Below are 20,887 nucleotides of genomic sequence, written 5' to 3' on the forward strand. Positions count from 1 at the left end.
CGCGTTGCAGCGCGGGTCGGGAAGGTACGCCCGTGCTCAGCGTAGTCACCGACGACGGCTCCACCCAGTCCGGCTCCCTGATCGACGAGATCGTGCGGGAAGGCGCCCGCCGGATGCTGGCCGCCGCGCTGGAAGCGGAGGTCAATCAGTACATAGCCGAGTTGTCGGCCGAGACGGACGAGTACGGCCGACGTCTCGTGGTCCGCAACGGCCACCACAAGGTGAGGACCGTGGTCACCGCCGCCGGACTTGTCGAGGTCAAGGCCCCGCAGGTGAACGACCGCCGCATCAACGACGAAACCGGCGAGCGCAAGCGGTTCTCCTCGAAGATCCTTCCGCCGTGGTGCCGCAAGTCCCCGAAGATCTCTGAAGTGCTGCCGCTGCTCTACCTGCACGGCCTGTCTTCCGGCGACTTCGTCCCGGCGCTGGAGCAGTTCCTCGGCGGCACCGCTGGCCTGTCGGCCGCGACCGTGACACGGCTGACCAGGCAGTGGAGCGAGGGCCACGCAGCCTTCCAGAACCGGGACCTGTCGGATCGCGACTTCGTTTACGTGTGGGCCGATGGGGTGCATCCCAAGGTCCGGCTCGGCCAGGCTCACTCGTGCGTCCTGGTCCTCCTCGGGGTCCGGCTGGACGGCACCAAGGAGCTCATCGCTCTGGCCGAGGGGCTGCGGGAGTCGACCGAGTCGTGGGCCGACCTGCTGCGCGACTGCCGCCGTCGCGGCATGCGCGATCCCGAGCTGGTCGTTGGCGACGGTGCCATGGGCCTGTGGCGGGCACTGGCCGAGGTGTTCCCGGCCGCCAGGCCGCAAAGGTGCTGGGTTCACAAAGCCCGCAACGTTACCAACTGCCTGCCCAGGTCCGCACAGCCCGGCGCGACGAAGGCGATGCAGGAGATCTACAACGCCGAGGACCGCAGCCACGCCGAGCAGGCAATCGAGGCGTTCGCAAAAACCTACAAGGCGAAGTTTCCGAAGGCCGTCGCGAAGATCATCGAGGACCGGGACGAGCTGCTCACCTTCTACGATTTCCCCGCCGAGCACTGGATCCACTTGCGGACCACCAACCCCATCGAGTCGACCTTCTCCACGGTCAAACTCCGCACCAAGGTCACCCGTGGCGCTGGCAGCCCGGCGGCCGCCCTCGCGATGGTGTTCAAGCTGGTCGAGGCCGCTCAGGCGCGATGGCGCGCGATCACCGGAGCTCACCTGGTGTCCCTGGTCCGCGCCGGCGCACGATTCGAGAACGGCGCCCTGGTCGAGCGCGAGGAGCAGGTCGCATGAACTTCCGCGACATCCTTCAGAATCCGGACGAGCACGTCCGCTTCGCGGCCTACCTCGACAAGCTGGAGCACGTTGCCGTCCCGGACGAGGTCGACCTGGTCAACCGTGTGCTCACTGATCCGGACCAGACAATGGCCCGGTCCGCCGTGCTGCGGCACCTGGACCGCCGAGCCGCTGACCTCTACTCCGACCCCGCCTACGAGGCGTGGGCGCAGGCGATGACCCAGGCCACGATTGACCACCCCTTCCTGACCCGGCGCCTGCAGGAGTGGGCACTCTTCCGCGCTGTCACGCTCAAGCTGTCCTGGCAGCCGGACGACCTGCTCGCATCATCCAACTGGCTCCAGCTCAAGACTGCCGCCGGGACGAATACCGAGGCCATCAAGATCCTGGCCGAACTCGGCCGCACCAAACGGATCCGCAACACTGCCAGGAACGGCCTCAACCACCGCAGCGAGAGCTGAACCAGCTCACCCACAACTCTTGACTTTTGCTCTGTTGTCTCTCCTCTTGGCTCCCCTCACCCGCAGTTCGCAGCGGTGTCCCGCCGTTGCAGGGGCGGGACAAAGCTGACGACCGGCTAACCGCTCGTTCCCGCAGTCAGGGCGAGAGTGGCGATGGCCAACCCCAGGAGAATGCCGGGGAGTCCGATGTTGTGGTAGACGCGAGCCCTGATATGCACGATGACTGCGCCTACGAAGAACAGGACGAGCCCCCCGGCAGCGGCCAAGCCGATGAACCGGAAACCCAGAAGGCCGAGCAGGAGCCCGGCCGCTCCAGCCGCCTTGAGCAGGCCCAGCCACGGGATCCAGGGTGCCGGGACACCCACCTTTGCCGAGTTGGCGCGTACGAACCCGGCTCTCCCGAAGTCCGCGGCGGCACTCCCGAGGTTGGCCACAATGACGACGGCGGTGACGATCACGTAGACCGTGAACACGTTCCCCACCCCCCTCGGAGGAAGACGTTGTCAGCGTGGCGCGAGCCGGCGTCCAAGACGCCACGAGACGCGGTTTCGGCTCTCATCCCCGGTCCCTCTCCGCTGTCCAGACCGTGCCGCGTGCTTCGTACTCGAGCATCTGCTCCAGACCGATCGCCGCGTCGGCGCCCAGCTCCCGGCGGGCGAGCCACAGGGCGAGGTCCAGTCCCGAGGTGACACCTCCGGCGGTGACGAGATCACCGTCGTCGACGACGCGCGCGGTCTTGAGTACGCCACCCTGCTTCTCAAGGTCGGCACGTGCCCGGTGGTGGGTGGTGCAGGGTCGTCCCCGGGTCAGTCCGGCCGCGGAGAGGAGCATCACCCCGGTGCACAGCGCGCTGATGGTGAGTCCCCGGCGCGGTGCGGCGGCCAGTGCCCTGGGGAGGACGCCGCGCTTGATCTCCGCCCACACCCCCGGGTCCTCACGACGCGCGTAGCCGCCTCCGGGCACCACGAGGACGTCCGCCGCATCGGGCCCCCAGCTGTGTTCCACGCGCACCCTGGTTCCATAGGCGGCCTTGATCGAACGGGTGTTGTCCACGGTGACGTAGCGGACGTCGACTTTCCGGGCGGTGAAGTACCCGGATGCCGCGAGCACTTCGTAGGGCGCGGTGAAGTCGAGTTCCTCCACCCCGTCGAACAGTACGACGTGTACGCGTAGTGGTCCTCCACGACGTGGAGCGCGGATCGATGCCGCCGCTTCGCGGTCCGCCGCGCCGGCCGCGAGTGTCGCGGCGCCGAGTGCGGTCGTGGTGCGCAGTAGGGTGCGTCGGTTCACAACAGGTACTTCCTCGAGAGGTGAGGGGTGACGCACAGCGACCGGCGGTCCTGTGCTCACCGGTTCGGGTTCGTCCAGTGCCACGGTCGTCAGGGACACCGGTACGGCCGAGGGGCGGGGGTCCGAGGGTTCGGTCAACCGACGATCGGTTCATCCGCCAGGTATGGGGGCGCCGGGTCGTACTGCAGGGCGCGGCGTACGGCACGGGCGTGGTCGCGTCCGTGCAGGTGACCGATGAGCCAGAGAGTGCTGTCGATACCGGCGGAGACGCCCTGGCTGGTGAGCAGTTGCCCGTCGACGACGTTCGCTCGGCGATGAGCACGGCGTCGTCGGCGCCCTCACGCAGAGCGGCGGAGGTGGTCAGCACTTCCCAGGGGCCGGCGAAGTCAAGCTCCTCCGCTCTGTCGAAGAGAAGGATTCCGTACGTTGTCACGGCTGGTCGCTCCAGCGTTCGTGAGGCGGGCGGGTGATCGGGTGTCTCTGGTCCGTGTTGCTCCGGCGGGGTGATGGGAGGTCAGGCGCGCCAGACGGTTCCACGGCGCTCGTACTCGAGCACTTCCTCGGCGAACACGGCTGTCTCCGGGTCGAAGAAGCGCTCGACCAACCACAACCCCAGGTCGATGCCCGAGGTGACTCCGCCGCACGTGACCAAGTCGCCGTCGTCGACCACCCGGCCGCCGACCACTCGGCCGCCCTGCGCCGCGAGGTCGGCCTTGGCGATGTGGTGGGTGGTGCATGGCCGGCCGGCGGTGATGCCGGCGGCGGACAGGAGCATGGTCCCGCTGCAGACCGCGCTCAGAGTCAGCCCTCGTCGCCGTGCGGCGGCGAGGGCCCGGGGCAGTACACCCCGCCGTACCTCGCGCTGGAGACCGGATCCGTCACCGTACCCGGCACCGGGAACGACGATCAGGTCCGCTGTACGCGGCGACCAGGGGTCACGGCAGACGATCTCCATACCAGCGGCCGTCGTCACCGCGCGGGGCCCGTCGACGCAGACGAGGGACTGTGTGACGCGCTCCTCGCCGAGGATCCCGAAAACCTCGATATGGCCGGCGAAGTCCTGTTCCTCCACCCCGTCGTACAGCACTGTATGGACCCGCAGCGGACCGCGGCGCGGGCGGGCCGGCACCGAAGCTGAGGATGCCGCAGCCGCTTCGCCCGCAGCCATCGCGGGCGAAGCGGTTCCTGCCAGGCCCGCGCCGACCGCCGTGGCGGCACCGGTGAGAAGCGTCTGACGTCTGTTTAGAGGGGACAAGTGATTCCTCCCTGCGGGAACGTGAGTGTGGCGCCAGGGGGCCCAGGCGTCCCGGCGTCCGGATGCCCCGAGCAACCCGGACGGTGAAAGCACCCTCAGTTTTCCGGCTGGTGAGGAACCGTGACAGTGGCATAAGTGCCTACGACGCCCAAGATCGTGCCAGCCGCGCCAGCCCGGCCACGAGGTGGTCCACGTCATGCATCACCCGGCAGCAGTGGGCAGGCACCGCAACCCGCCAGGACCGGGACGAGGCCGGTGTGGCGGACGCCGTCGGTGGCCAAGCTGACGATTCGGCCGACGGACTGGCCGGCAACAGGGGTGGACGAGGCGGGACCCGGACTCGGCCCGCGGGTTCGGGCGCGTGCGCACGGGCGTAGCTCGGCGGTCCCGCAGCTCCATGCCCGCCCCGCAGCCCCTCCGCATTGACTGTCGGCGTGCAGCGAGGTCCCGCACGCGGGAAATGTGCTCCTACCGGTAGAAGTGGTTGGCGAGGTCGGTCCAGCCGTTGTGTCGTCGCTGCATCGTGGTCAGCGGCCGGGGGTCGGTCACGACACAGCCGAACTCGGGACGCGTAGGTGAGCGGCTCACGTTCGGGTGGCTCTCACGCGCAGGCCGACGAAGACCGGGGCACGATCCGCGGGCCCGGCCACCTGGCGTAGGCTCCGGAGGCATGCACACCGTCGCGGTTCTGGCGCTGCAAGGCGTCTCGGCCCTGGATCTGGCCATTCCGTGCCAGGTGTTCGCGCTCGCTGTCGGTACGGACGGGACACCGCTGTACGAGGTCCGGGTCTGCGTCGACCGGGAGATGACGGCGACCGCCGGGCCGACGGAACCGTTCCGGCTCACCTCCTCGTGGTCCTGGGACGACGCGTTGGACGCGGACACCGTGGTCGTGCCCGGCATCCCCGCCCACCGGTCGCCGGACGAGCGGGGGGTTCGGATCCTGCGTACGGCGGCGGCTCGAGGAGCCCGGATCGCGTCCATCTGCACAGGAGCCTTCGCCCTCGCGCACGCCGGCCTGCTCGAAGGACGACGGGCGACGACGCACTGGCGCTTCGCCGACGCGCTCGCCGAGCGGTTCCCGGGGACGGACGTCGACCCCTCCGTCCTCTACATCGACGAGGGACAAGTGCTCACATCGGCGGGCATCGCCGCGGGCCTGGACCTGTGCCTCCACCTGATGCGCCGCGACCACGGAGCGGCCGTCGCGGCGGCCGCCGCACGTGTCCTCGTCATGCCCCCGCAACGCAGCGGCGGGCAGGCCCAGTTCATCGAGTACCCGACACCCGGCATCGACTCGGGCGACCTCGGCGAGACCCTGCGCTGGATGCGCGGCAAGATCGCCGAGCCGCTCTCCCTCGCCGACATCGCCACGCACGCGATGATGAGCCGGCGCAGTCTGGCACGGCACTTCCGCGCCCAGACGGGCACGACGCCGCTGCGCTGGCTGCTGGCCCAGCGGGTGCAACGCGCCCGCGAGTTGCTGGAGACGACGGACCTTCCCCTGGGGAGAGTGGCCGAGGCGACCGGACTCGGATCGGTCGAGACGCTCCGGCACCACTTCGCCCGGCAGGTGGGTACAACGCCGTCGGCCTACCGGACCGCGTTCCGCCGCCGCTGACACACGCGCCCGTGGCCTCTGCGGCCCGGGTCAGCGGCGGAGCGGTTGTCCCAGCAGATCTGCGGTCCGCTGGATCCGCCGTGCGGGAAGCCCTGACCTGTTGTCAGCGACGCCCCGCGCCAGGACAGAGGTCCGGCAATTGAGCGACGCCACCGAGGGCCGGGGTCGTCCGTGTCGTCGAGATCATGCCGGGCGCAGCGGGCATGAGCGGTGATCTGGAGGATCGCGGCGATAAGACGGGGCTTCGCCTGAGCGGTTACCAGCCTGCTGGAGGGAAGACGACGGCGGGTTGCCGCGCGCCGTGTTGGCGAAGCACTCGTCGGTGCCTTCTGCGCAGGGTGCCGAGGCAGCCCGGTGGACGGTGGTGACTACCTGTCGCGGAAGAGCAGCACGGGGTGCCGGCGGCAGGCGGCCGAATGGCTGCTGAACTGCCGCTATGGGTAGGGCGGAGGTGCGCCGACGCGCAGGGACTCGATTCCAAAGGCGGTCACGGCGTCACCGGCGACCACTGCCCTGTGAGGGCTGCTGATGAGAGCAGGTGCTCACGGCCGCCGGTGACCAGTGTTCCGTCCTCGTCGAGCAGAATGACATGACGGGCGCTGCGCGCGACGGACAGTCGATGGCCGGCCACGATGACGCAGCGACTGGCGGCGAGGTGCTCGATGGCTCGGGTGACGCGGCGTTCGCTTACCCCGTCGAGCTGGGAGTTCGGCTCGTCGAGGAGCACGATGTCGCTGTCGGTGAGCAGTACGCGGGCCACGGCGATGCGTTGGCGTTGGCCTCCGGAGAGGTCCAGGGCGCGACCGAGGGGCGTGTCGAGGGCCCGGGGAAGGGACAGGACGGTGTCGCGCAGGCCCACGGTCTCCAGGGCTTCCAGGAGCTCCTCGTCATCGACCGGTCGTGAGAGGCCGAGTTGGAGGTTCTGGCGGACGGTGCCCTCCACGAGAGTGCACTGCTGGTCCAGATAGGTGGTGCGCGTGCGCAGCTCGTTGAGCGGCCAGTCACCCGCGGGCCGCCCCAGGACACGGATCTCGCCCCGGTCGGGCTCGGCGAGACGATTGATCAGGGTCAGCACCGTGGACTTCCCTGCCCCCGAGGGGCCGATGAGGGCGGTCAGGCCGGTGGCGGGGACGTGGAAGCTCACGCGGTCCAGGACGGGGCCGCGCCCGGGATGGGTGAAGGAGACATGCTCGAAGACGACGGCCGCTCCCCCCTGGCGGGGTGGTCGCGCGGCGGGTGGCGGGCCGGGGCGGTCGGACTCCGCCGGGAGGGAGAAGAGGCGCTGGAAGCGGCCTCGGGCGGCCAGACCGGTCTGCAGGTGGCCGACGCCGACGGCGGCGACGGCGACGGGGGAAGAAAGGTGCAGTAGGTAGAGGAAGAAGCCACTGAAGGCCGGAAGCGACAGTTCCCCCTGCGCGATCCGATGCACGCCGGCCAGGGCGACGGCCAGGACCGCGACCTGTTGGCCCAGGCTGACGACCGGACCGATGAGGCACTGGAGGCGGGAGGCGGGCAGACAGGCGGAGCGAACGTCGGCCGCAGCCCGCCCGAGGCTCCGTCCGGCCGCGGCCTCATGGCGGCAGGCCTTGACGGTGACGAGGGCTGTGAGGTGGGCGGTGAGGCCTTGAGCGAGTCGCCCGAGGGCGCGCTGCTGGGCAACCGCGAGGTGCTTCATGCGGGCTGTCATCAGGGCGACGCAGGCTCCGGCCAGACCGAAGGATCCGGCGGCGACCAAGGTGAGTACCGGGTCGATGACGGCCATGGCGGTGAGCGTGGCCGCGGTGGCGATCACCGCCACCGGTAGGTGGACGAGACCGGTCTCGACGAGTATCCGCAGCAGCGCGGCGTCCGAGGTGACCTTGGCGGTCAGGCTGCCGACGCCTTCCTCGCGGACCGTACGCAGGGGTAGTCGCAAGAGGTGTTCCAGGGCCCGGCGGCGCAGCCGCAGCACGGCGCGTTCGCCCACTCCGGCCAGCAGCCATCCGCACAGGGTCTGGAGCACGGCAGCGCCCAGGACGGCGACACTCATGCCCACGGTGGGGCCGATGATCGACTCGCGCCGAGTCAGGGCGTTCGTCACATCCATGGCCAGCCACGGCCCGGCCAGGGCGGCGGCGGCCGAGGCGAGGGACAGCACGGCGGCCAGAGCGAGCAGCGCCCGGTTGCCGCGAAGGAGACCCCGGCCGATACGCGGGTCGGACGGTGGGGTGGAGGCGGGGGAGGGGAGTCCCGCGCGGTGAGGGCGGGTCGACGGGAGGAGGGTCATGCCCCCGCGTCCACGGAGGGGGTGGTACCGCCTGGGCGAGGCAGCGGCCGCTCGGGTGCGAGGTCCAGGCTGAACGCGGAGGTCAGGGTCCGCGGCAGGTGGCGCAGACCCCAGGCGCAGGCCCGGTACCGGCGGCTCGGGATGCTGATCAGGCGGCCTCCGGCCAGGTCGCGCAGTGCGGCGGCGACCACCCGCTCGCTGCTGAGCCACATCCACCGGGGGACGTGGTCGATCCCAAGCCCAGCCCGCTGGTGCAATGCCGTGCGGACGTAGCCCGGTAGCAGGGCCATGACGCGTACCCCGCTGCTCCTGACCGGTCCGGAGCGGGCGATGGACTCGGTGAAGGCGAGCACCCAGGACTTGCTGGCCGGGTAGGTGCTGCCCAGCCAGGTCGGTCCGTAGGCGGCGACGGACGCGACGTTGACGACGGCTCCGGAGCCGCGGCGCATCATGGCGGGCAGGACGGTCCGGGTCGTGCGCAGCACGCAGCCGATGTTCAGTTGCAGCAGGGTCTCCTCCGCACCGGGGTCGCCGATGGGGAAGGGCGCGGAGAGAGCGATTCCGGCGTTGTTGACCAGCAGGTCCGGGACGTTTTCGGCCAGGCTGTCGGTGAGGCGGCGACAGCCGGCGGCGGTGGCCAGATCGGCGGCGAGGGTGGTGACCCGGCGGTCGGAGCGCCGCAACCTGGCAGCGGTGTCCTCCAGGTCCTCTTCGGTACGGGCGACCAGCGTCAGATCGTGGCCGGTGCCGGCCAGGTGTGTGGCGAAGGCGAGTCCGAGGCCCGACGTGGCGCCGGTGATCACCGCTGTGGGCATGGAGGACTCCCGTGCCGGAGGGAGCGCCGGTGTCCGGTCATACCGGCTGGGGGACGTCGTCGGGAGTGAACCGCACCGCCGTCCCGTACAGGTCGAGCAAGCCCTGGAAGGGTTGGGAGGTCAGGCCGGGCTTCCACAGTTCGACGGCCATCTCCCCGTGGTACAGCAGGGGCCAGCGGACGTACGCGCGCGGGTCGTCCGGATCGTTGATGGCGTGGGAGCGGCGGACGGTGTTGCGGGCGATCTCGACGGTCAGGTCGGTGCCGCACCCGAACCCGTAAGGGAACTCCTCGCGGTCCGCCTCCACGGTCTCGATCACCGTGTCGTCGCTGGAGGTGACGCCGACGTGGGCGTGGATGCCCGCCCTGATGAGGGGAACCTCGCGCTCCCCGTCCGGGTCGAGCACCCACGTACCCGATTGGTCCTTGCTGACGCGGACGGTGGGACAGGCCTCGATCAGGGCGCAGACCTCCCACGTCTCCACCGAGGGCTGCAACGGCAGCACGCCGCCGGGCGCCAGGACGCGCAGGCGCCGACCGTCGGCCAGCCTCGGTTCGACGGCCACGACCTGCTCGCGTGTCAGGGCCCGCTTGTCGACGTCCCAGGAACCCGAGGCACTGACCACCAGGCAGTCGAGGTCGGGGTCGAAGGCGAACAGCATGCCCTCGCTGAAGCCCCGCACCCCCATGTAGATCTCGTACATGTCGGCCAGCTGCTCGGACACGAAGTCGGACACCTTCAGCGGCGGGGACAGCAGCCCCAACTCGCCCATCCGGCGGCCTGCACTGGCCAGTCGCTCGGGTGTGGTGCTGGCCTGCCAGGCCTCGGCGGTGATGGCGTCGCGGATGGTGTCGTAGTCCTCGGCGACCTGCTGGGCGCATGCCGCGGTGACCAGCCGGTCGCGGACGCGGTCGGCGATGCCGTCCACCTCGGTGGGGTGGCCGCCCTCCATCGTGCACAAGGTCACCTCCCTGACCTGACCGGGAGCCTCACCGCGCGACACGAACAGGACCTTGGCCGCCCCCAGCCGCCCCATGGCCGTGCGAGCGGCCGCGACGACCTCGGCATGGGGCAGGGTGCTGAGACGCTCGGGCACCTCGACCACGGCCACGACGTGCCGCGGGTTGCGGCGAAGGCCGTGACGCTGGCGCAGCATCGCGCTCAACGGCGGGTAGTCCTCCGGGATCCTCTCCCGCAGGGGCTGAGGCCCCTCCGGGACGTGCCCGCACATGAGCATCAGGTCGACGTCGCCGTGGGAGCGGTCCAGGACGGTGTGGCCCTGATCCTCGAACGAAGCGATCAGGCGGTCCAGGAACGCCCGCAATGCCTGCTGTCCGGCCGGTACCTCCCCGACGAGCTGCACCGAGCACGGGCGCCACCAGCTACACGCGGTCACATCGCTGCGGACGGGGGCGGCAACCGGTGAACTGCTCATGGCCTACCTTCAGGGAGCGTTGTCGAGGTCGTCCCGGGATGGCCCGTCATCGAGCCGGCCGCGGCCGGCCACTCGTGAGCGCCACCGCGAAACGGATGCGATGCCTCGGAACGGGCGGGTGACGGGCTCTGCGGAACAGCATCGGGACGACGGCGACCTTACCGGGCGAGCGGCGGACGGACGGGGCTCCGTGACCCTTCCGGGGATTGGTGCGTGGCGTATTGACGGCGCCTCGCCTCTCGATGTGGCTTCTCGGCAGGTGGCGACCGGTGACGGGGCTCCTCAGATTCACCCGCGAGGGTGAGGAAACGGGGGTCGGCATCGGCGTGATCCGCCTGCAGCGCCCCTCGTTACGTGTCGAACCCGGCCATCGCGTTCCCCCTAAAGCAGTAACGGGCGCAAGGGTCGTGTCCCCACTCCCTAGGATCGCGGAGGCTTCGGCGACGGAAACACACCGCCGAGCGGCCATCGCACGCAGTGCTGCTGCCCCCACCACCTCGTTCACCGGGAGAACTCCGTGACCATGGCCCCCGCCGATCCAGACATGCGCGCCGTGGCGATCGTCGGCCTCTCGTGCCGCCTGCCGGGCGGCATCTCGGGATCGGACGCCCTGTGGGAGGCGCTGCGGGACGGGCGCGACCTGGTGAGCGCGGTGCCGCCCGACCGTTTCGACCCGGAACGGTTCGTCGACACGAAGCGGCGCAAAGGAAACAAGAGCTACACGGCCGCAGGCGGATTCCTGACGGACGTGACCGGTTTCGACACCGGCTACTTCCAGCGGATCTCGCCCCGTGAGGCGGCCCGCATGGACCCGCAGCACAGATTGCTGCTGGAGATGGCGGTCGAGGCTCTGGACGACGCCGGTATCGACCAGGCCGCGACCGCCGGTTCCGACACGGCGGTGTTCGTCGGCATGTCGAGCCACGACTACGCCGACCTGCAGGCATCCGGCGCGGACGCTCCCAACGCCTACACGATGGCCGGTCTCGCGGCCACCAACGCCGCCAACCGCGTCTCCCATCTCCTCGACTGGCACGGGCCGAGCATGACGGTGGACACCGCCTGTTCCTCGGCGCTGACCGCCCTGCACCAGGCGTGCGAGGCCCTCCGGGCCGGCCGATCCCGCATGGCGCTGGCAGGCGGAGTGAGCGTGCTGCTCAGTCCCTTCGGCTTCGCCGGCTTCTCCGCCGCCTCCATGCTGTCGCCGACCGGGCGCTGCCGGGTCTTCTCGGCCGAGGCCGACGGATACGTGCGCGCGGAGGGAGGCGGCGTGGTGGCCCTCAAGGTCCTGGCCGACGCGCTGGCGGACGGTGACCGCATCCACGGGGTGATCCTCGCCAGCGGGGTCAACAGTGACGGCAGCACCACCGGACTGGCACTGCCCAGCGCCGACGCGCAGGCGGCACTGCTGGAGCAGGTCTACACCCAGGCCGGTGTGACGGCCGACGACCTGGCCTACCTGGAGGCCCACGGCACCGGGACCCCGGTGGGCGACCCGATCGAGTGTGACGCCATCGGGCGCGCCCTGGGCAGCCGCCGCACCACCGGTCCGCTGCCGATCGGATCGGTCAAGAGCAGCACCGGTCACCTGGAGGCCGCCTCCGGCATGGCCGGGCTGCTCAAGGCCCTGCTCGTCCTGCGCCACCGTCACATCCCGCCCACGTTGCACGCCCAACCGCTGAGCCCCCACATCGACTTCGACGGCTGGGGACTCGACCCCTGCACCGAGGCCAGGCCCCTGGACCTGGAGCGGCCGGTGGTCGGCGTCAACTCCTTCGGCTTCGGCGGCTCCAACGCGCACGTCGTCCTCGCCGCCGCACCGGCGACTCCTGTCCCCGGCCCGCCCGAGCGACACCGTGGCACCCTGCCGGTGGTGGTCTCCGCGCGTACCCCCGAGGCGTTGGAGGCCGCGGCCGCCGACATGGCCGAGCGGTTGCGGGAGGAGGACCCGGAGGGTTTCTACGACGCCGCGTGGACCGCCGCACGCCGTCGCACCCTGCACCCGCACCGGGCCGTTGTCCTCGCCCACGAGGCCCGTGCCGCAGCCGGCGCGCTGGAGGCCGTTGCGGGGGGCGCGCTCCCGCTGCCCGCCGCCACCGCCACCGGACAGGCGGTGACGGATGGCCGGGTGGTGTTCGCGTTCGCCGGCAACGGCTCTCAGTGGGCCGGCATGGGCGCGGATCTGCTGCGCGACGAACCGGTGTTCCGGGATGCCCTCACCCGGGTCGACGACGCCCTCAGCCCCCACCTGGGCTGGTCGGTGCGTGACGAGATGATCGCGGCCGACCCAGACCGTGTCCAGGCCACCGAGATCGCCCAGCCGTTGCTGTTCGCCTTCCAGATCGGTCTGGTGGAACTGCTCGGGGCCCGTGGGATCCGGCCGGCCGCCGTCCTGGGCCACAGCGTCGGCGAGATCGCCGCCGCTCACGTCGCCGGCGCCCTCGACCTGCCCACCGCCGCGCGCGTGGTCGCCGAACGCAGCCGTGCCCAGGCCGCGACCCGCGGCCGGGGACGCATGGCCGCGATCGGCCTGTCCGCGGAGGAAGCAGCCAAGGAGCTCGCTCCCTACGCCGGAACCCTGGAGATCGCCGCCGTGAACGGCGACCAGGACGTCACGGTCTGCGGCCCTGAGGAGGACCTCCGCGCGCTGGGCCGTGACCTGGACCTACGTGCGGTGTTCTTCCGCATGCTGGATCTGGACTACGCCTTCCACAGCCGCACCATGGACCCCATCCAGGACGATCTGATCTCCTCCCTGGAAGGGCTGCGCCCGTCCGCTACCGGCATCCCGTTCGTCTCGACGGTCACCGGCACCATCTGCCCGGGTGAGCACCTCGGAGCCCGCTACTGGTGGCGCAACGTCCGGGAACCCGTGCTGTTCGGGCCGGCACTGCGTACGCTGCTCGACGACGGCTACGACACCTTCGTCGACGTCGGCCCCCACCCCGTCCTGCGGCCCTACCTCCGCAAGGCCACCAAGACCCTGGAACGGCCGGCACTGACCACGGGCACCTGCGCCCGCGCGGTGCCCGGGCCCGACGCCGTCGACACCGCGGCCGCCCAACTGCTGGCCGCCGGCGCCCGCTCCCACTGGGACGCCTTCTTCCCCCGGCCGGGCCGGACCGTGGGCCTGCCCGCCTATCCCTGGCAGCGCGAACGGCACTGGCGCGGCGACCCCCAGTGGTGGCTGCGTGTCGCCGGCGAGACCACTCCCGTCCAGCACCCGCTGCTGGGGGCGCGCGTCCCGGTCCAGCACGCCGCCTGGTCCAACCTGGTGGAGCCCACCCGACTCCCGTGGCTGACCGACCACCAGGTCGCCGGCGCCGTGGTCATGCCCGCCGCGGCCTACCTGGAGATGGCGCTCGCAGCAGGCAGGCTCGTCCACGACGCCCCCGTCGAGGTGAACCACCTCCTCATCACCCGTGCGCTCGATCTGCCCTGGGACGACGACACCACCGACGTCCGCGTACAGGTCTCCCTCCATCAGCCCGACCAGGCCCTGGAGATCGCCGCACGCACCGGCGACGACGTGCCGTGGCAGCCGTACGCCCGCGCCCGGGTACGGCGTCTGCTGGCCGCCGCCCCGGCGCCCGTCGACCCCATCGCCCTGCGCGCGCGTCTGCACACCCGGCTGGACGCCGCCGAGCACTACGCCCGTGCGGGCCGCGCCGGTCTCGTCTACGGCCCCGCCTTCAAGGTCCTCACCGACCTTCACCTCGGGGACGGGGAAGTCCTCGCCTCCTACACCCAGACGGAATCCGCCGACGGCTACCACGTCCATCCCGCGCTGCTCGACGGAGCCCTGCAGGCAGGCGGCTGCCTGACCACCGTCGACGGCGAATACCTGCCGTTCCTCCCGGTCGCCGCCGAAGCGCTGCGCCTGTGGCACACCCCGCCGCAGACCGGACTCATCCACGTACGCCTGCGCGAGAGCGGTCCCCAGGAACTGTGCTGGGACATCACCGTGTCCGACACCGAGGGGGAGGTCTGCCTCGAACTCACCGGTTGCCGACTGCGCCGCATGGGCAACACGCCGACCGAACCCGTGCAGCACCTCGTCAACGTGCTGCGCGCCGCCCCCAGCGCCACCGACCCGGCACGGCCGGCGCCCCTGCCCTCACCGACCGCCTTGGCCCAGGCGTGTCTGCCCCGCCGGGACCGGCTCGAGGCCGCCTGGCGCGCGGAGGGCCACGGGGTCGGACTGCAACGCCTCCGCGAGTGCTGCGCCCGTCTCATCTCCGATGCGTTCGCTCGGCTCCTGCCGCCGGGACAGGTCGAGTTCGACACCGGTGATCTGGTGGCGGGCGGCATGCGACCCCAGCACGCCCGGCTGGCCGAACTCCTCGCCCACGCCACCCGCGGCCTGATCCGCCAGGCCCGGCCACCCCAGGGTGACCGGCCCGCCCGCTGGCACCTCCCCGACACGGACGGCCCCCCGTCGCTGGAGCTGTTCCAGCAGCTCGTACGGGACTTCCCGCACCAAGCCGTCGAGATCTCCCTGTTCGGCCGGTGCTGCCTGCACCTGGCCGACGTCCTGCGCGGCGAACGCGATCCGCTGACGCTGCTCTTCGACGAGCCCGATCGCCACCTGATCGAGTACTTCTACAGCGACGCGGCACAGCCCCGCTTCCACAACCAGTTGCTGCGCGCCCTGGTGCGGGAGCAGGTCCGCGGCTGGCCGGCCGACCGGCCGCTGCGGATCCTGGAGGCCGGTGCCGGTACCGGCAGCAGTACCGCCCTGCTGCTGCCCGAACTCCCGGCCGAACGCACCGCCTACACCTTCACCGACCTCTCCGCCGGCTTCTTCCCCTCCGCCAAGGCCCGCTTCGCCGAGTTCGACTTCGTCGACTACCGAACCCTCGATCTGAACCAGGACCCCGCCGAGCAGGGCTTCATCGAGGCGTCCTTCGACGTGGTGATCGCCACCAACGTCCTGCACGCCACCCGGGACCTGCGCACGACGCTCGCCCGCATCACCCACCTGCTCGCCGACGGCGGACACCTCCTCGCCCACGAGACCCACGAGCCCGGCCTGCTGGCCCCCTGCTTCGGAACCCTCGACGGATTCTGGGACTTCACCGACACCGCACTCCGGCAGGGCTCCCCTCTGCTCCCCGCTGACGCCTGGTCCCCGCTGCTACGGGAGTGCGGCTTCGACGAGATCGCCCAACTCGGGCACGACCAGCCCCTGCCCGAACTCGAGTACTCCGTTCTCTGCGCCCGCCGCACCGAGCGGGCCGCCACCACCAACGCCAGCCCCATGGCACCGCAAGGTGACCAGGACACCCAATGGCTGCTCGCCGGTGAGAACCCGGACAGCGACCTGACCCGCGGCCTCGCCGACGCACTCACCGCCACGGGCGCCGACGTCCGCCTCACCGAGTTGGACCAGGCCCCCCGGCACTGGGACCGGCTCGCGAGCGACCGGAAGCCACCGAACACCGTCCTGGTCTTCGACGCCGGCGGTCCCCACACCGGACCCTCCGAGGCAACCGAGCAGGCCGTCACCCGTCTCGGCGTACTACGGGACCTCGCCGGCACCGCCTCGCACCTGCCGGCCGGAACCACCGTCGACCTGTGGATCGTCACGCGTCCCAGCGGTGTCCACGCCGCCCCCGAACAGCCCCGAGTCCCGCAGGACGCGGCGCTGTGGGGCGCGACGCGCTCCCTCGCCAACGAGATCCCCCACCTGTCCGTCCGCCGCGTCTCCCTCGACGCCGGACCCCGGCCCGCGGACGACGCTCGGCGCCTGGCGGCCGAGCTCCTGCACCCCAGCGACGAGGACGAAATCGTCCTCACCCGCGGCGGACGCTTCGTCCCTCGCACCGTCGCCCTGCGAACCGCCGCCGACACCCACGACGCCCCGGCCCCCGGGCCCTTCACACTGAGCCTGCACGACGGCGGCCTCCATCCCCGGCTCAGCTGGGTGGCCGACCGCCCGCAGCGACCCGCCGAGGACGAGGTCACCATCGCCGTCGAAGCGGCGGCGCTCAACTACCGCGACGTCATGCTGGCCGTGGGCCTCTTGCCGCCGGGAGCGGAGACACCGCTGCCGGACGGGCCCGCCCTGGGCCTCGAATGCGCCGGTACGGTCACCGCCGTCGGCCGTGACGTCTCGCACCTCGCACCGGGCGACCGCGTCTACGCGCTCGCACCCCGCAGCATCAGTTCACACGTGACCGTCAACGCCCGCCTCGTCGGCCCCGTCCCCGAGGGCATGTCGTTCACCGAAGCCGCCACCCTGCCCGTCGTGTGCTTCACCGTCCACCACGCCCTGGAACGCCTCGCCCACCTCCAGCCGGACGAGACCGTCCTCGTCCACGGCGCCGCCGGCGGCATCGGCCTGGCCGCCCTCCAATTCGCCCGGGCACGAGGCGCCACCGTCATCGCCACCGCCGGCACTCCCGCCAAGCGCGACCTGCTGCACATGCTCGGCGTACCCCACGTCCTCGACTCCCGCACCCTGGACTTCGCCGAGCACGTCCTCGACCTCACCGGCGGCCAGGGCGTCGACGTCGTCCTCAACTCCCTCGCCGGCGAGGCCATCAGCCGCAGCCTGGAGCTGCTGCGGCCCGGCGGACGCTTCGTGGAACTGGGCAAGCGCGACATCTACGCTTCCACGCCGCTGGCCCTGCGGCCCTTCGGCAACAACATCGCCTTCTTCGGCGTCGACGCCCACCAGCTCATCTCCGGCCGCCTGCCCCAGGCCGGCACCTGCTTCGACGAGATGGCACAACGGATCACGGACGGCACCTACCGGCCGCTGCTCCACCTGTCCTACCCGGCCGCCCGGATCGGTGAGGCCCTGCGGGCGCTGCAACGCTCCCGCCACCTCGGCAAGGTCGTCATCACTTTCGAGGAACCGCCGCCCCTCGACAGGTCCCATCCACCCCTGCGACTGTCCCCGGACGCCACCTACCTGATCACCGGAGGACTCAGCGGCCTCGGAGCCGCCCTCGCACACCGCCTCGTCGACCGCGGCGCCCGCCACCTCGCCCTCCTGGGCCGCAGGGGCGCCGACACCCCCGGCGCCGAGGACCTCATCCAGCACTTGGCCGAGCGTGGCGCCCGGGCGACCGCCCACACGGCCGACGTCACACGCGAAGCCGACCTGCGCCGGGTACTGGACGCCGTCGACGCCTCCCCCCACCCGCTGCGCGGAGTCCTCCACGCCGCGATGGCCCTGGACGACGCCCCGCTCGCCGATCTGACCGACGAACGCCTCCGCACCGCCCTGGCACCCAAGATGCTCGGAGCGGCACACCTGGACTCCCTCACCCGGGACCGCGATCTCCACTTCTTCGCCGCCTGCTCCTCCGTGACCGCCTGGTTCGGCAACGCCTACCAGGCCAACTACACCGCTGCCAACGGCTACCTGGAAGCGCTCACCCGCAACCGGCGCGGGACCGGGCTGCCCGGTACCACCGTGGCCTGGGGAGCCATCGGCGACACCGGCTACGCCGCCCGCCACGGCATCACCGACATGCTCGCCCGCCTCGGCCTCGACAACCTCACGCCCCGCGAAGCCTGCGCCGCCCTCGAGGACGCCATCGCCTGCGACACCGACGTCCGTGCCGCCGCCCGGATCGACTGGGCCCGCGTCCGCAGCATGATGCCGGCCGTGCAGACGCCCCGCTTGGCCGGCCTCATCCCCGCCCACACGCCCCGGGACGACGGCCCCGACCACCTGCGCCACCGTCTCGCCACCGCCACCCCCGACGAGGCCCTCACCCTGGCGGCCGACGCCATCACCCAGGTCCTCGCCGACATCCTGCAGACCGACCCGGCACGACTCGACCGCGACCGCCGACTGGACCAACTCGGCTTGGACTCCCTCATGGCCGTCGAGGCCGTCGTCGCCGCCCGCCGCCGACTGGGCTGCGAACTGCCGACGCTGGAGTTCCTCAACGCCCAGGGCATCACCGACCTCGCCAGGCGCGCTCTGATCCGCCTCGGCTATCAGCCCCCGACGTGACCCCGTCCAGCAGCCGAATCCCGCCGACGTGTCCACCCATCCCCCCGCAGGAGCCACTTGTGAAGTGCGAGCGGTCCGAGCACCCAGACGGCTCGTACCCCCCGGGCCCCCTGGCCGCGCTCGCCCGTTGGGCCGTACGCCGCAACCGGCTGGTCCTGGCCGCCGCCGCCCTGTTCGTCGCCGTGGCAGGCTTCCTCTCCAGCGGAGTCTCGGCGAACCTCGGTGCCGGGGGCTGGATCGCGGAGGACACCCCTTCCGGCCGTGTACGCGGCATGCTCGGCGAGACGCCCCGCGGCGGCACGCCGCCCCTCCTGTTCCTCGCCCGCACCACCGGCTCCGTCGACGACGCACCGGCGCGCGCCGCCGGCGTCCGGCTCGTCGAGGACCTGCGGCGCGAAGCCGGCGTCACAGCCGTCGACTCGTACTGGACGGGGCCACTCGGCCCGGCGACCAAGAACCTGCCGACCCCTCCTCCGCCTGACCCGCTGCTGCGTTCCGCCGACGGCCGTACGGCCCTCGTCGCCCTGTGGTTCGAGGCGGACGGACGCACCCGGCTCGAGGTCACGGAACGGGTACTCACCCGGGCCGCTGAGCACGACGGCCCACTGGAGACGCAGGCCGCGGGTCAGGCCGCCTTCACGCGCGCGCTGCAGCTCCACAGTGAGCAAGACTTGCTGCGTACGGAGCTGCTGGCCATGCCCGCCACGCTCGTACTGCTCCTCCTGGTGTTCGGCAGCGTCCCGGCGGCACTTCTGCCGCTCGCCGTCGGCGCCGTGGCGGTGGCCGGGACCACCGCGATCCTGCGCGCCATCGCGACCGTCACCCCCGTGTCCGCCTTCGCCCTCAGCCTCACCACGGCCGTCGGACTCGCCCTGGCCGTCGACTACAGCCTGTTCATCGTCGCGCGGTACCGCGAGGAAAGGATGTCCGGCCTCTCACACGACCAGGCTCTCATCCACGCCCTCCGCACAGCCGGTCGGACCGTAGCCGTCTCGGCAGGCGTCGTCGCCGCCTCGCTGCTGGGACTCCTCCTGTTCCCTCTCACCCTCATGCGCTCCCTGGCCATCGCGGGTATCAGCGTCGTCGTGCTGGCAGCGGTCGCGTCCCTGCTCGTCATCCCCGCCGCCCTCGCCTGCTTCGGCGAACGCGTGGCGAACCGCGACATCCTCGCCCGCCGACGCCGCGCCGCCCGAAACGCAGCCCGATGGCGCGCAATGGCCACCGCCGTCATGCGCCGCCCCCTCACCGTCTTCACCGTCACCAGCGGACTGCTGCTCCTGCTCGCGCTACCCTTCCGCGACGTCGTCTTCGGCTTCAGTGACGAGCAGGCGCTCCCCCCTCACTCGCCAGTGGTCAGGGCCATGCAGGACCTGCGCACCGACTTCCCTCAAGTGGGGACGGAGGTCGACGTCGTCCTGCCCGACTGGCACCCGACGGGCCGTGACGGCGCCGCCCGTCTCGACGCCTACGCCCGCCGGCTCTCCAGCCTGCCGGGAGTACAGGGATTGCGCACCGCCACGGGTACCTACCTGGACGGGAAACCTCTCGGGCCACGCTGCACACCCTCCGCCGTCCCGGCCCCCACCAGTCCGTGCACAGGGCTGCGGCAGTTCACCCTGTCGAGCGGCACGTGGCTAGCCATCAGCTCCAAGCCACGGCCCTACAGCCCCCAGGGCATCGACCTGCTGCAGAGCATCCGCGCCCAGTCGGCCCCTGCGCCCGCCATCACCGGCGGCGTCGCCGCCGAGTTCCTCGACACCCGCACCGTGGTCCTCCACCGGCTGCCGGGCGCGCTCGCCGCCGTGGCACTGGGGACGCTGGTCCTGCTGCTGGTCTTCACCCGCAGCCTGTTCCTGCCCGTGAAAGCCCTGCTGATCAACGTCCTCAGCCTGACGGCGACTTTCGGCGGGATGGTCTTCATCTTCCAGCAGGGGCACCTGCGCTGGCTGGTCGGCGACTTCATCGCTACCGGGACCACCGACCTCATGCTGCCACTGATCGCCTTCTTCCTGGCCTTCGGGCTGTCGATGGACTACGAGATCCTGCTTCTCGCCCGGATCTCGGAGGCGTACCACCGTACCCGTGACACGACCCGCGCGACCGCGGACGGCCTTCAGGCCGCCGCGCCTCTCTTCACCGCTTCCGCCACCGTCGTCCTCGTCGTCCTTCTGGCGCTTGCGACCACGGAGGTGGCCATGGTGAAGGGCATCGCCGTCACCGTCGCCTTGTCCGTCCTCCTGGACGCCGCCGTGATCCGTCCGCTTCTCGTGCCGGCCGTGATGAAGCTGGCCGGTGCTGCCAACTGGTGGCTCCCGGCCCCCCTGCGGCGTCGCCTGCCACACCCTCCGAAACTGCCACCGCCCCCGCGCACCACCGCCTCGGTGGCCGCAGTCGATGCCTCCGCGTAGCGACCCGCACGTGCGGTCCCCAGCCACCAGACGGCAACGATCGTACCGGGATGCCGGGTTCCCGACTCGTTGGGG

At 71.5% G+C, this 20,887-nt stretch carries 11 protein-coding genes and 1 pseudogene; 5 read left to right on the forward strand and 7 right to left on the reverse strand.

The window, feature by feature from the left end; translation table 11 throughout:
• Positions 1 to 32: 32 nt before the first annotated feature.
• Together AC07DW_RS22700 and AC07DW_RS22705 are read left to right on the forward strand one after the other, a co-directional pair.
• Positions 33 to 1,283 (forward strand): IS256 family transposase, encoded by a 1,251-nt coding sequence (locus AC07DW_RS22700; protein ID WP_478859496.1) that lies wholly within the window; start codon positions 33 to 35, stop codon positions 1,281 to 1,283.
• Positions 1,280 to 1,747 (forward strand): hypothetical protein, encoded by a 468-nt coding sequence (locus tag AC07DW_RS22705; RefSeq protein ID WP_478859497.1) that lies wholly within the window; start codon positions 1,280 to 1,282, stop codon positions 1,745 to 1,747. Before AC07DW_RS22700 ends, AC07DW_RS22705 begins: the two co-directional genes overlap by 4 nt.
• Before the next feature lie 116 nt (positions 1,748 to 1,863).
• Here the strand turns inward: AC07DW_RS22705 and AC07DW_RS22710 are convergent, their stop codons facing one another.
• The 4 genes and pseudogenes from AC07DW_RS22710 to AC07DW_RS22725 all read right to left on the reverse strand — a co-directional run bounded on the left by AC07DW_RS22710 (position 1,864) and on the right by AC07DW_RS22725 (position 4,205).
• Positions 1,864 to 2,220 carry a DoxX family protein gene (locus tag AC07DW_RS22710; RefSeq protein WP_478859498.1) on the reverse strand — a complete coding sequence of 119 codons (357 nt, stop codon included), beginning with the start codon at positions 2,218 to 2,220 and terminating at the stop codon, positions 1,864 to 1,866.
• An 82-nt stretch (positions 2,221 to 2,302) separates the two neighbouring features.
• Positions 2,303 to 3,037 carry a DJ-1/PfpI family protein gene (locus AC07DW_RS22715; protein WP_478859499.1) on the reverse strand — a complete coding sequence of 245 codons (735 nt, stop codon included), beginning with the start codon at positions 3,035 to 3,037 and terminating at the stop codon, positions 2,303 to 2,305.
• Between the two features lie 134 nt (positions 3,038 to 3,171).
• Positions 3,172 to 3,470, reverse strand: a pseudogene (locus AC07DW_RS22720) (hypothetical protein).
• Between the two features lie 81 nt (positions 3,471 to 3,551).
• The gene (locus AC07DW_RS22725) at positions 3,552 to 4,205 is read right to left on the reverse strand and encodes a DJ-1/PfpI family protein (RefSeq protein ID WP_478859500.1); all 654 of its coding nucleotides are present in this window, start codon (positions 4,203 to 4,205) and stop codon (positions 3,552 to 3,554) included.
• 757 nt (positions 4,206 to 4,962) lie between these two features.
• Here AC07DW_RS22725 and AC07DW_RS22730 point away from each other — a divergent pair.
• Positions 4,963 to 5,913, forward strand: a complete 951-nt coding sequence (locus AC07DW_RS22730) for a GlxA family transcriptional regulator (protein ID WP_478859501.1) — start codon at positions 4,963 to 4,965, stop codon at positions 5,911 to 5,913.
• Between the two features lie 487 nt (positions 5,914 to 6,400).
• On the opposite strand, the gene AC07DW_RS22735 is transcribed toward AC07DW_RS22730, so the two are convergent.
• The 3 genes from AC07DW_RS22735 to AC07DW_RS22745 are packed head-to-tail and all read right to left on the reverse strand — an operon-like array spanning position 6,401 to position 10,357.
• On the reverse strand, positions 6,401 to 8,179 hold the full coding sequence (locus tag AC07DW_RS22735; protein ID WP_478859502.1) for an ABC transporter ATP-binding protein: 1,779 nt from the start codon (positions 8,177 to 8,179) through the stop codon (positions 6,401 to 6,403).
• Positions 8,176 to 8,994: an SDR family NAD(P)-dependent oxidoreductase gene (locus AC07DW_RS22740; RefSeq protein WP_478859503.1), complete on the reverse strand. Its 819-nt coding sequence runs from the start codon at positions 8,992 to 8,994 to the stop codon at positions 8,176 to 8,178. The genes AC07DW_RS22735 and AC07DW_RS22740 overlap by 4 nt, the downstream gene beginning before the upstream one ends.
• Positions 8,995 to 9,031: 37 nt before the next feature.
• Positions 9,032 to 10,357, reverse strand: a complete 1,326-nt coding sequence (locus AC07DW_RS22745) for a hypothetical protein (RefSeq protein ID WP_478859504.1) — start codon at positions 10,355 to 10,357, stop codon at positions 9,032 to 9,034.
• A gap of 595 nt (positions 10,358 to 10,952) precedes the next feature.
• On the opposite strand from AC07DW_RS22745, the gene AC07DW_RS22750 reads away from it, so the two are divergent.
• Both AC07DW_RS22750 and AC07DW_RS22755 read left to right on the forward strand, forming a co-directional pair.
• The gene (locus tag AC07DW_RS22750) at positions 10,953 to 18,404 is read left to right on the forward strand and encodes an SDR family NAD(P)-dependent oxidoreductase (RefSeq protein ID WP_478859536.1); all 7,452 of its coding nucleotides are present in this window, start codon (positions 10,953 to 10,955) and stop codon (positions 18,402 to 18,404) included.
• A 59-nt stretch (positions 18,405 to 18,463) separates the two neighbouring features.
• Positions 18,464 to 20,812 (forward strand): MMPL family transporter, encoded by a 2,349-nt coding sequence (locus AC07DW_RS22755; protein WP_478859505.1) that lies wholly within the window; start codon positions 18,464 to 18,466, stop codon positions 20,810 to 20,812.
• The last annotated feature ends 75 nt before the right edge of the window (positions 20,813 to 20,887 follow it).

Source organism: Streptomyces sp. NPDC045701 (assembly GCF_056432045.1).